This window comes from Bradyrhizobium sp. (assembly GCF_035309285.1).
GTDB lineage: Bacteria > Pseudomonadota > Alphaproteobacteria > Rhizobiales > Xanthobacteraceae > Bradyrhizobium.
Genome location: NZ_DATGFH010000103.1, coordinates 1 through 12,507 on the forward strand (window position 1 = coordinate 1; position 12,507 = coordinate 12,507).

The 12,507-nt window shown below is 64.8% G+C and carries 8 protein-coding genes and 1 riboswitch; of the genes, 4 read left to right on the forward strand and 4 right to left on the reverse strand.

Translation table 11 applies throughout. The annotated features are described in order from the left end of the window. Nucleotides 1–1,655 (forward strand): dihydroxy-acid dehydratase (gene ilvD / locus VKR55_RS20900; RefSeq protein ID WP_324406273.1); only part of this gene is annotated, 1,655 nt, incomplete at its 5' end. Between the two features lie 99 nt (nt 1,656–1,754). On the opposite strand, the gene alaS is transcribed toward ilvD, so the two are convergent. Continuing rightward, entirely contained in the window at nt 1,755–4,427 is a 2,673-nt protein-coding gene (gene alaS, locus VKR55_RS20905) for an alanine--tRNA ligase (RefSeq protein WP_324406274.1), read from the reverse strand. Nucleotides 4,428–4,633: 206 nt separating this feature from the next. Then, a riboswitch (glycine riboswitch) is annotated at nt 4,634–4,721 on the forward strand. Nucleotides 4,722–4,863: 142 nt separating this feature from the next. Here alaS and gcvT point away from each other — a divergent pair. Genes gcvT through gcvP form a run of 3 tightly spaced genes read left to right on the forward strand, consistent with a single transcriptional unit; the run spans nt 4,864 to nt 9,284 of the window. Further along, nucleotides 4,864–6,009 (forward strand): glycine cleavage system aminomethyltransferase GcvT, encoded by a 1,146-nt coding sequence (gene gcvT / locus VKR55_RS20910; RefSeq protein WP_324406283.1) that lies wholly within the window; start codon nt 4,864–4,866, stop codon nt 6,007–6,009. 9 nt (nt 6,010–6,018) lie between these two features. After that, complete coding sequence (gene gcvH / locus VKR55_RS20915; RefSeq protein WP_324406275.1) at nt 6,019–6,384, forward strand: glycine cleavage system protein GcvH; 366 nt, start codon at nt 6,019–6,021, stop codon at nt 6,382–6,384. A gap of 11 nt (nt 6,385–6,395) precedes the next feature. Continuing rightward, nucleotides 6,396–9,284, forward strand: coding sequence for an aminomethyl-transferring glycine dehydrogenase (gene gcvP, locus VKR55_RS20920; RefSeq protein WP_324406276.1), 2,889 nt, complete (start codon nt 6,396–6,398; stop codon nt 9,282–9,284). 199 nt (nt 9,285–9,483) lie between these two features. Here gcvP and VKR55_RS20925 read toward each other — a convergent pair whose 3' ends face one another. The 3 genes from VKR55_RS20925 to recA form a co-directional block, all read right to left on the reverse strand. After that, nucleotides 9,484–10,476, reverse strand: coding sequence for a hypothetical protein (locus tag VKR55_RS20925; RefSeq protein WP_324406278.1), 993 nt, complete (start codon nt 10,474–10,476; stop codon nt 9,484–9,486). An 11-nt stretch (nt 10,477–10,487) separates the two neighbouring features. After that, entirely contained in the window at nt 10,488–11,474 is a 987-nt protein-coding gene (locus VKR55_RS20930; RefSeq protein ID WP_324406280.1) for a hypothetical protein, read from the reverse strand. Between the two features lie 102 nt (nt 11,475–11,576). Then, on the reverse strand, nt 11,577–12,507 hold a 931-nt coding region (gene recA / locus VKR55_RS20935), incomplete at its 5' end, for a recombinase RecA (protein ID WP_324406282.1).

Sequence of the window (12,507 nt, forward strand, 5' to 3'; positions counted from 1 at the left end):
AGATCGAGAAGGCCGGCGGCGTTGCCAAGGAGTTCAACACCATCGCGGTCGATGACGGCATCGCCATGGGCCATGACGGCATGCTCTACAGCCTGCCCTCGCGGGAACTGATCGCCGACAGCGTCGAATACATGGTCAACGCCCATTGCGCCGACGCCATGGTGTGCATCTCCAATTGCGACAAGATCACGCCCGGCATGCTGATGGCGGCGATGCGGCTCGATATCCCCGCGATGTTCGTCTCGGGCGGCCCGATGGAGTCGGGCAAGATCAACGTCAAAGGCAAGATCAGGGCGGTCGATCTGGTCGACGCCATGGTCGCGGCCGCCGATGACCGCGTCAGCGATACCGAGGTCGAGGTGATGGAGCGCTCGGCCTGTCCGACCTGCGGCTCGTGCTCGGGCATGTTCACCGCCAATTCGATGAACTGCCTCACCGAGGCGCTCGGCCTTTCGCTGCCGGGCAACGGCTCGGTGCTCGCCACCCACGCCGACCGCAAGGGCCTGTTCGTCGAAGCAGGACACCTGATCGTCGATCTGGCGCGGCGCTATTACGAGCAGAACGATGCAAGCGTGCTGCCGCGCAATATCGCGAACTTCAAGGCCTTCGAGAACGCGATGAGCCTCGATATCGCGATGGGCGGCTCGACCAATACCGTGCTGCATCTCCTGGCCGCCGCCCACGAGGGCGAGATCCCCTTCACCATGAAGGATATCGACCGCCTGTCGCGCAAGGTGCCGGTGCTTTGCAAGGTCGCGCCCTCGGTCGCCGACGTGCATCTGGAAGATGTCCACCGCGCCGGCGGCGTGATGGCGATCCTGGGCGAGCTCGACCGCGCTGGGCTTATCCACGCCGAGCTTCCGAGCGTGCATTCCGCTTCGCTGGCGTCCGCGCTGGAACGCTGGGACATCCGCCGCAGCCAGAGCGACAGCGTGCGCAATTTCTACAAGGCAGCACCGGGCGGCGTCCCGACGCAAACGGCCTTCAGCCAGGACCGCCGCTTCGAGGAGCTTGATCTTGATCGCGCGACCGGCTGCATTCGCGATGCCGGGCACGCCTTTTCCAAAGATGGCGGCCTCGCCGTGCTCTACGGCAACCTCGCCCTCGACGGCTGCATCGTGAAGGCGGCCGGCGTCGATGCCAGCATCCTGAAATTTGCCGGCCCCGCCCGCGTGCTGGAAAGCCAGGACGCCGCGGTCGAGGCGATCCTGACCAACAAGATCAAGCCGGGTGATGTGGTCGTGATCATCTATGAAGGCCCGCGCGGCGGCCCAGGCATGCAGGAGATGCTCTATCCCACGAGCTACCTGAAATCGAAGGGGCTCGGCAAAGCCTGCGCACTGGTGACCGATGGCCGCTTCTCGGGCGGCACGTCCGGGCTTTCGATCGGCCATGTCTCGCCGGAAGCCGCCGAAGGCGGCTTGATCGGTCTGGTGCAGGACGGCGATCGCATCGAGATCGATATCCCCGCGCGCGCGATCCATCTCGCCGTCGACGAGGCCGAGCTGAAACGCCGCCGCGAGGCAATGCTGGCCAAGGGCGCGCAGGCCTGGAAGCCGGCGAAGCGCGCCCGCAAGGTCTCAACCGCGCTGAAAGCGTACGCCGCGCTTACCACCAGCGCCGCCCGCGGCGCGGTGCGGGTGGTGAGGGATTAGGGCGCAACCGCCTCACGTGGCGGGCACCAAAGCCGCAGCACTGGAAGTCCACCTCTCCCATCGGGAGAGGTGGACGGCGTTCGCGGCGCGTCACTGTCTCTAAACCCCCGCCATCGCCTGTTCGATCGCCGACAGCGCTGCGTTGGCCTTGGTGCCGTCGGGCCCGCCGGCTTGCGCCATGTCGGGCCGACCGCCGCCGCCCTTGCCGCCGAGTGCTTCGGAGGCAACCCGCACCAGGTTGACCGCGTTGAAGCGCGCAGTGAGGTCCGGCGTCACGCCGACGACCACGCCGGCCTTGCCGTCCTCGGTGACGCCGACGATGGCGACGACGCCGCTTCCGAGCTGCTTTTTCCCGTCATCGGCGAGGCTCTTGAGATCCTTCATCTCGATGCCTTCGACTGCGCGCGCCATCAGCTTGACATTACCGACCTCGCGCACGCCGGCGGCCCCGTCCCCTGCCGCAGCGCCGCCGCCCATGGCGAGCTTCTTGCGCGCGTCCGACAGCTCGCGCTCGAGCTTCTTGCGCTCGTCCAATAACGCAGTGATGCGCGCCGGCACGTCTTCTGGCGTGGTACGCAGCTCCGCCGCGGCGGACTTCGCCAGCGCCATCACCTCATTGGCGTGCTTGCGCGCGTGTCGCCCGGTCAGCGCCTCGATGCGGCGAACGCCGGAGGCGACCGCGCTCTCGCTTGTCACCGAGATCAACCCGATATCGCCGGTGCGCCTGACATGGGTGCCGCCGCAGAGCTCGACCGACCAGCCGAGCGCGTTCTGGCCATGCTCGCGCGACTGCCTGCCCATCGAGACCACGCGGACCTCGTCGCCATATTTCTCGCCGAACAACGCGCGGGCGCCGGCCTCGCGTGCGTCGTCAACAGCCATGATGCGGGTCGTGACCTCGTCGTTCTCCAGCACCACCTCGTTGGCGATGTCTTCGACGCGGACCAATTCCTCCGCCGTGATCGGCTTCGGATGCACGAAGTCGAAGCGCAGGCGATCCGCCGCGACCAGCGAGCCGCGCTGGGCGATATGGTCGCCAAGCACCTGCCGCAGCGCCTCGTGCAACAGATGCGTCGCCGAGTGATGGGCGCGGATCGAGGAGCGGCGCGCGTGGTCGACATCGAGCTGCAGCGCCGCGCCGACCTTGAGCGTGCCCTGCTCCATGGTGCCCTGATGTACCCAGAGATCGCCGGCCTTCTTCTGCGTGTCAGTGACGCGGAACCTGACGTCCTCGCCTGACAGTACGCCGGTGTCGCCGACCTGGCCGCCGGACTCCGCATAGAACGGCGTCTGGTTCAGCACGATCGCGCCGGTGTCACCGGCCTTGAGGCTGTCGACCTCCTCGCCGTCCTTCACCAGCGCCGTGACCGCACCTTCCGCGGTCTCGGTCTCGTAGCCCAGGAACTCGGTCGCGCCAAGCTTCTCGCGCAGCGGAAACCAGACACTCTCGGCCGCGGTGTCGCCCGAGCCGGCCCAGGCCGCGCGCGCCTTGTCGCGCTGGCGCTCCATGGCGTCGCTGAAGGACGCGATGTCGACACCGATGCCACGCGACTTCAGCGCATCCTGGGTCAAATCAAGCGGGAAGCCATAGGTGTCGTAGAGCGTAAAGGCAGTGTCGCCGTCGAACATGTCGCCCTTCTTCAGGGTCGCGCTCTTCTCGTCCAGGATTGCAAGCCCGCGCTCAAGCGTCCTGCGGAAGCGGGTCTCTTCCAGCTTCAGCGTCTCCTCGATCAGGCCTTCGGCGCGGACCAGCTCGGGATAGGCCTGGCCCATCTCGCGCACCAGCGCCCAGACCAAGCGATGCATCAACGGCTCGCGCGCGCCGAGAAGCTGCGCATGGCGCATGGCACGGCGCATGATCCGGCGCAGGACGTAGCCGCGTCCCTCGTTCGACGGCAGCACGCCATCGGAGATCAGGAACGACGAAGCGCGCAGATGGTCGGCGATGACGCGCAGCGAAGCCTTCTGCGGCCCCTCGGGGTCCGCACCGGTCAGCTCCGAGATCGCACGGATCAGCGCGACGAAGAGATCGATGTCGTAATTGTCGTGCTTGCCCTGCAGCACGGCGGCGACGCGCTCGAGGCCCGCGCCGGTGTCGATCGACGGTCTTGGCAGCGCAACGCGCTTGCCGTCCTCGAACTGCTCGAACTGCATGAACACGAGGTTCCAGATCTCGATATAGCGGTCGCCGTCGGCTTCCGGCGATCCGGGCGGGCCGCCCCAGATCTTGTCGCCGTGGTCGTAGAAGATTTCCGAGCAGGGACCGCAGGGGCCCGTGTCACCCATCTGCCAGAAATTGTCGGAGCCGGCGATGCGGATGATGCGCGATTCCGGAAGACCCGATATCTTCTTCCAGAGGCCGAAAGCCTCGTCGTCATCGATGTAGACGGTCGCCCACAACTTGTCCTTGGGCAGGCCGAATTCCTTCGTGACCAGCTTCCAGGCGAGCTCAATTGCGCGATCCTTGAAGTAGTCGCCGAACGAGAAATTGCCGAGCATCTCGAAGAAGGTATGGTGCCGCGCGGTATAGCCGACATTGTCGAGGTCGTTGTGCTTGCCGCCGGCGCGCACGCATTTCTGCGACGTGGTGGCGCGCTGGTAGGGCCGCTTCTCCACTCCGGTGAAGACGTTCTTGAACTGCACCATGCCGGCATTGGTGAACATCAACGTCGGGTCATTGCGCGGCACGAGCGGTGAGGACGGCACGATCTCGTGGCCGTTCTCGCGGAAAAAATTCAGAAAGGTCGACCTGATCTCGTTGACGCCGCTCATGTTCATCCAATCGGAAAAGCTGGCCGGAGGCCCGCAAAAATAACGCCTTTTCTCCGGCGGAACGCTTTTAGACAAGGCCTGCCGCACTGTCCAGAAACTGTGCAGGCGGATCATGGACTTGGCTCGGCACGCTAAAGCCCGTTGATAGCACCCCGGAGCGCGTTGACAGTCTTGGTAAGGTCGTGTTTTCCTCCTATCTGTTCAAGACAGCCACGTCGGGAGAGATCGGCTTAGTGCCGGCGCCGAAGGAGCAACCGCCCCGGAAACTCTCAGGCAAAAGGACCGCGTGGTGAGGACAGCATCTGGAAAGAGGCGCCGAGGGCCTTAAGAGGCCAAGGGCGTCCGCCGACGGGATAATACTCTCAGGCAAAGCGACAGATGGGGCTTCGAAGGGTTTTTCGGGAATCGTCCCGGGAACCCCTGAGAGGGCCCCGTGATGCTCGCGCGCGACGACCAGACCTTAAAACGCACTCCCCTCCACGCTCTGCATGTGGCGCTGGGCGCCAAAATGGTGCCGTTCGCGGGCTATGAGATGCCCGTGCAATACGCCACCGGCGTGCTCAGGGAACACTTGCATACCCGCCAGAAAGCGGGGCTGTTCGACGTCTCCCACATGGGTCAGATCGCGCTGCGCGCGACCTCCGGCGCGACGGACGACGCTGCGCTCGCACTGGAACGGCTGGTGCCGCAGGACATTCTGGGCATCGCAAAAGGTCGGCAGCGCTACGCGCAATTCACCAATGCGAAAGGCGGCATCCTCGATGATCTGATGGTCGCGAATTTCGGCGGCTATCTATTCCTGGTGGTCAACGCCGCCTGCAAGGAGGCCGACGAAGCGCATCTGCGCGCGCATCTCTCCGATGTTTGCAAAATCGAGGCGCTGCCTGATCGCGCGCTGCTCGCGCTGCAGGGGCCCAAGGCCGAAGCCGTGCTGGCAAAGTTTTGTCCGGACGCGCTGTCGATGCGCTTCATGGATTCCGGACCGCGCCGCGTGGCCGGCTTCGACTGCTTCGTTTCGCGCTCGGGCTATACCGGCGAGGACGGCTTTGAGATTTCGGTGCCGGCGGAAGACGCCGATGCGCTGGCAAAACTGCTGCTGGACAATAGTGACGTGCTGCCGATCGGCCTCGGCGCGCGCGACAGCCTTCGGCTTGAGGCCGGGCTCTGCCTTTATGGCCATGACATCGACACCACGACCACGCCGGTCGAGGCTGCGCTGGAATGGTCGGCGCAGAAGAGCCGCAGGGCCGGCGGCGCGCGGGTCGGCGGCTTTCCCGGCGCCGAAAGGATTCTCGCGCAATTCGCCGATGGCGCACCGCGCCGCCGTGTCGGGTTGAAGGCCGAGGGCCGCGCGCCGGTGCGCGAGGGCGCGGCGCTGTTCGCCGACGCGGCCTCGTCCGAACAGATCGGCACGGTCACCTCAGGCGGCTTCGGACCAACGCTGAACGCGCCGGTGGCGATGGGCTATGTGCCGACCTCGCTCTCTGGCGCCGGCACGCGCGTGTTCGCAGAGGTGCGCGGCCAGCGCCTGCCGCTCGTCGTCGCCCCCACCCCCTTCGTTCCCAACACCTACAAGCGCTGAAGGAAGCTCATGACCATTTTGTTCACGTCAGACCATGAATGGCTCCGCATCGAGGGCGATGTCGCCACCATCGGCATCACCGATTACGCGCAGTCGCAGCTCGGCGACGTCGTGTTCGTCGAGCTGCCGAAGGTCGGGCGCAGCCTGAAGAAGGCGGAGGCCGCCGCGGTCGTGGAGTCCGTCAAGGCCGCTTCCGACGTCTACGCGCCGATCTCGGGCGAGGTGCTTGAGGTGAACGAGGGGCTCGCCGCCGAGCCCGCGCTCGTGAATTCCGATGCCGCTGGCAAGGCCTGGTTCTTCAAGATGAAAATTGCCGACAAGGGTGAGCTGGGCGCGCTGATGGATGAGGCCGCCTACAAGGCACACACGGCTTAAGGAGAGCGATCATGAACGCGCCGTTCAAACCCGCCGAGGAAGCCGCGACCACATTCGTGCGCCGCCATATCGGCCCCTCGCCCCGCGATGTCGCCGCCATGCTGGACGTCGTCGGCGCGAAAAGCATCGGCGATCTCATGAGCGAGACGTTGCCCCCTTCGATCCGGCAAAAGGCCCCGCTCGATCTCGGCCGCGCGCTTGATGAGAGCGCGGCGCTCGCGCATATGGGCGAACTCGCGGCGCAAAACCAGGCTTTCACCTCGCTGATCGGCCAAGGCTATTCCGGCACCATCCTGCCTACGGTGGTCCAGCGCAACATCCTCGAAAACCCCGCCTGGTACACGGCTTATACGCCCTATCAACCCGAGATCAGCCAGGGCCGGCTGGAGGCGCTGTTCAACTTCCAGACCATGATCTGCGATCTCACCGGCCTCGACGTCGCCAACGCCTCGCTGCTCGATGAAGCGACCGCGGCGGCGGAAGCGATGGCGCTCGCCGAACGCGCGGCGCACGCCAAGACCAAAACATTCTTTGTCGATCACGACGTGCATCCGCAGACAACAGCGGTGTTGCGCACCCGCGCCGAGCCGCTGGGCTGGACGCTCGTCGTCGGCGATCCCTTCAGCGATCTCGCCAAAGCCGACGTGTTCGGCGCGCTGCTGCAATATCCGGGCTCGTCAGGCGCGCTGCGCGACCTCAGGCCCGCGATATCAGCGCTGCATGAGAAGGGCGCGCTGGCGATCGTTGCGGCCGACCTTTTGGGCCTCATGCTGCTCACTTCTCCCGGCGAGCTCGGTGCCGACATCGCCATTGGCTCGGCGCAGCGTTTTGGCGTGCCGATGGGGTATGGCGGACCGCATGCGGCCTATATGGCCGTGCGCGATGCGCTGAAGCGCTCGCTGCCCGGGCGCATCGTCGGACTGTCGGTGGATTCGCGCGGGGCGCCCGCCTATCGCCTCGCGCTGCAGACCCGCGAGCAGCATATCCGCCGCGAAAAGGCGACCTCCAACATCTGCACCGCGCAGGTGCTGCTTGCGGTGATCGCCTCGATGTATGCGGTCTATCACGGCCCGGAGGGCCTCGCCGCAATCGCGCGCACCGTGCATCGCCGCACGGCGGTGCTGGCGGCGGGATTGCGCAAGCTCGGCTTTGCGCCCGCGAGCGACACGTTCTTTGACACGATCTCCGTCGAGGTTGGCGGCAAGCGCGACGAGATCGTCGCGCGCGCGCTCTCCGAAAGGATCAATCTGCGTCTTGGCGAGCGCACGCTCGGCATTTCGTTGGACGAGACCACGACGCCTGCGACGGTCGAAGCGGTGTGGCACGCCTTTGGCGGCAAGCTCGCTTACGGCGAAGTCGAGGCCAGCGCGCGCGAAGCGCTGCCGGCGGAACTGCGGCGCACCAGCCGCACTCTCACCCATCCGGTGTTCCATGCGCATCGCTCGGAAACCGAAATGCTGCGCTATATGCGCAAGCTGAGCGACCGCGACCTCGCGCTCGACCGCGCCATGATCCCGCTCGGCTCCTGCACCGTGAAGTTGAACGCGACCACGGAGATGATCCCGCTGACCTGGCCTGAATTCGCGACGCTGCATCCGTTTGCGCCGCCTGAGCAGGCGAAAGGCTATCACGTGCTGTTCGCACGGCTGCAAAAATGGCTCTGCGACATCACCGGCTATGACGCGATCTCGCTGCAGCCGAACTCGGGCGCGCAGGGCGAATATGCCGGCCTGCTCGCCATCCGCGCCTATCATGCCACGCGCGGCGAAGGCCATCGCAAGATTTGCCTCATCCCCTCCTCGGCACACGGCACCAATCCGGCCTCGGCCGCGATGGCCGGCATGGACGTGGTGGTGGTCGCCTGCGACGCCGGCGGCAATGTCGACGTCAATGATCTCTCCAGGAAGGCGGAGGCCCATTCGAAGAACCTCGCCGCCATCATGATCACCTATCCCTCGACCCACGGCGTGTTCGAGGAGCACATCAGCGTGATTTGCGACATCGTTCATGGCCATGGCGGACAGGTCTATCTCGACGGCGCCAATCTGAATGCGCAGGTGGGGCTGTCGCGGCCCGGCGATTACGGCGCCGATGTCAGCCACCTCAACCTGCACAAGACCTTCTGCATTCCGCATGGCGGCGGCGGCCCCGGCATGGGCCCGATCGGCGTCAAGGCGCATCTGGCGCCGTTCTTGCCAAGTCACCCAGAAAATTGTCATCCCGCCACCAACGGCGCGGTGCCTCACCCGGTCGGGCCGGTCTCGGCCGCACCGTTCGGCTCGGCGTCGATCCTGACCATCTCCTACATCTACATGCTGATGATGGGCGGCGAAGGGCTCACGCGCGCGACCGAGATCGCGATCCTCAACGCCAACTACATCGCGGCGCGACTCGATGCGCATTTCCCGGTGCTCTATCGCAATCACAACCGCCGCGTCGCGCATGAGTGCATCGTCGATCCGAGGCCGCTGAAGGCCAAATGCGGCGTCACCGTCGACGACATTGCGAAGCGCCTGATCGACTACGGCTTCCACGCGCCGACCATGAGCTTTCCAGTGCCGGGCACGCTGATGATCGAGCCGACCGAATCGGAATCGAAGGCCGAGCTGGATCGCTTCTGCGATGCCATGATCGCGATCCGCCAGGAGATTGCGGAGGTCGAGAACGGCCGCTTCAAGATCGAGGCCTCGCCGCTGCGGCATGCGCCGCACACCGTGCACGACATCGCCGACGACGAGTGGAAGCGCGCCTATGGCCGCGCCGAAGGCTGTTTCCCGGACGGCATCTCACGCACGGACAAATACTGGAGCCCGGTCGGCCGCGTCGACAACGTCTATGGCGACCGCAACCTGGTCTGCTCCTGCCCGCCGGTTGAGGACTACGCGCAGGCGGCGGAATAAGGAGATCTCGGTCATGCGCGGCTTGCGGCCCGCCGAAGCCTCTTGACCGCCGAAGTCCGCCTTCGGACGAAGGCGGTTGGCGTAGGCGGGACCCGCGCATCCATCGAGAATGAATCCTCTTGTGATGGATTGCCGGGCCTTCGCCGCGCCGAAGGGGCTTCGGCCCCGCGGGCGGGTCAAGCCGACAATGACGAACTCACTATGGCGCGATCAGCGCCTTGTTATCCGGGTCCCAGCGCCACAGGCGCTTGTTGGTCAGTTTGGTCCCGCCCCACCAGCGCCGGATCGGATTGTGGCGAGTGAAATCGTCGGTTTGAGCGAGGATCGCGTGTCCGAGCGGCGTGAGCGCAAGCTTGCTCTTGTTGTATCGCTTATGTCGCGCACGATCATCGTGCAATTCCATCGTGAAGGGTCCCTCCTTGAGACCCGAGATCAGCGGCTTCCGGCACCGCCCGAGTCCGTCGAGCAACGCGCCCTGCTCCCAATAACCAAACACCCGGCCCGAATCGCGGGCCTCATGAAGGCCGATGTCCTGCGGGGTCGGCTTCCATCCCGATACGAAGTCGAGCATCCGCATTTCCGTCGCGCCAAGGCCCGTGCGGCGCCAGGGAAGCTCTTCAAGCAGGGCGGCGACAGCATTCCGAAGCCGGGGCAGAGCGCTCAACTCTGTCGCTAACAGGCCGAACCAGTCCTGCGGCGTCGCCGCACCAAAAGCCTGCCATGCGCGGCTCGCCAGTTCGAAATGATCACGAGAGATTTTGATAGCCGGCAACCTCCATTTTGCCAGCACCTCCGGCCTTTGGCTGCCCATGGGGACGTGTGCCTGGACCAACGACAGTCGCGAGGCGATCTCCGGGTGGGCGCGGAGATAGTGCAGCAGGCAAATCAGCTGCAGCTGATCGTTCGGACGCGGATCCATCCACAGTTCGATCGCATCGAAGCGCGAGCACAGCTCGACCAATCCAAGGCCCACCGCGCCGATGCCCTCAAGGCGGTGTTGCGGCTGATAGTCCTGCCAACTGAGCTTGGATTGGCGTTTCTTGCGCCTGCCGAAAAATCCGGACAGTTCGGCGTCCGACGGCAACCGCTCCCAGACCAGCTGGCGGTTTAGCGAAATCAGGAAATGCGCAAGGCGCGCTGTTCCGAGGCTACCGGCGGCCGAAGTATCGTTTGTCAGGATGAGACGCTTCATACTCACTCCCCTCACAACCTGGTCAGGACCGGATCGAAGTGCCAGAGCCGGTCGCTGGTCAGGTGCGTGCCGCCCCACCAGCGATCGATCGGGTTGTGGCGGCTGAAATCCACTTCGTGGGCGCCGACCGCTTCGCCGAACTCGGTGAGCGAGAGGCGGCTGCGGAGATAGAGGGGATGACGCGCGCCCAGATTTTCCCGGCTGATCGTGCGCAGTTCCTCGTCGAGGCCCGCCACGGCGGGCGTCGGGCCATGGGCGAGCCCGTCAAGGAGATAGCCGTGCTCCCACTCGCTGAAGATACGGGTCAGGCGAAGCTCCGTAAGATGGAAGAGCGCATTCGTAAGCTGATAACCCCTTTTGATCAGCTCCAGCATCCGCATTTCTGTGGCGCCGAGCCCTGTCGAGGTTGAGGGAAGCTCTTCGAGCAGGTCGCGCAAAGCCGGCTTGAGCAACGGCAGCGCACCCAAATCCTCCCTGAGCAAATCGAAACAGGCTTCCGGCGTCGGCTCTCTGTAGGCGTGCCATGCCATGCGCGCTGTCTCAAACTCCGCTTCCGCGACATCAACGGCCGGCTTCTCAAATTCGGCCAACCACTCGCGGGAAATATTGTTCAGGTCGCAGTCCACAAGCGACAATGTCAATTTGGTTGCGACCTGTGGATCAGAACGCAAATGATCGAGCAGCCAGATCAGTTGCAATTGGTCGTTAGGATCCGGATCGAACCACAGCTCGATCGTCTCATAGTGCCGGCAGAACTCTATCAATCCGCAATGCTTGCTGGCCCCGGGGACTATGCGACCGCGACCCCAGTCGACAAAGTCCGACCAGTGTGTCCCTCGTTTTTGTTCCTGCGAGCGCAGACCAAGATAGGCCGCGAGTTCGTCAAGGGAGGGCAACGCCCCCCAGACGAAGCGAAAGCTGAAAGGGATTGTGACCTCGGCATAGTCCGAGACCGTGAAGTGAAAACCGGACATGGACGTCAGGACCAGAGGCTTCATGCCCTCACCACGTGCTGCACGCAAAACGAAACGGGCGCCAATGACGTCGGCAACTCAACGTCTTCAGCGCCCGCTCCTGCGAAACCTGTTTACGGTTGAACCTTACTCCTCCGCCGGCTCCTCGCCGTCGGCGTCGCGCTCGGCGGCGCCGGCCAGAATCTGCTCGGCGATTAGGCCGGAGTTCTGGCGGATCGCGGTCTCGATCTTGGTGGTGATGTCTGGATTGGCCTTCAAAAACGCCTTCGCGTTCTCGCGGCCCTGGCCGAGCCGCTGGCTGTCATAAGAGAACCAGGCGCCGGATTTCTCGACAATGCCGGCCTTGACCCCGAGGTCGAGGATCTCGCCCATCTTGGAGACGCCCTCGCCATACATGATGTCGAATTCGACCTGCTTGAAGGGAGGCGCCAGCTTGTTCTTCACCACTTTCACGCGCGTCGTATTGCCAACGACTTCGTCACGCTCCTTGATCGCGCCGATGCGGCGGATGTCGAGACGGACGGAGGCGTAGAATTTCAGCGCATTGCCGCCGGTCGTGGTTTCCGGCGAGCCATACATCACGCCGATCTTCATCCGGATCTGGTTGATGAAGATCACCATGGTGTTGGATTTGTTGATCGAGGCCGTGAGCTTGCGCAGCGCCTGGCTCATCAGCCGCGCCTGCAGGCCTGGTAGCGCCTCGCCCATCTCGCCCTCGAGCTCGGCGCGCGGCACCAGTGCGGCGACCGAATCGACCACCAGCACGTCGACAGCGCCGGAGCGCACCAGCGTGTCGCAGATTTCCAGCGCCTGCTCGCCGGTGTCAGGCTGCGAGATCAGGAGCTCATCGATATTGACACCAAGCTTGCGCGCATAGACGGGATCGAGCGCATGCTCGGCGTCGATGAAGGCGCAGATGCCGCCCTTCTTCTGGCCCTCGGCGACGCAATGCAACGCCAGCGTCGTTTTGCCCGATGACTCCGGCCCGTAGATCTCGACCACCCGCCCCTTCGGCAGGCCGCCGACGCCAAGTGCGATGTCGAGCCCGAGCGAGCCG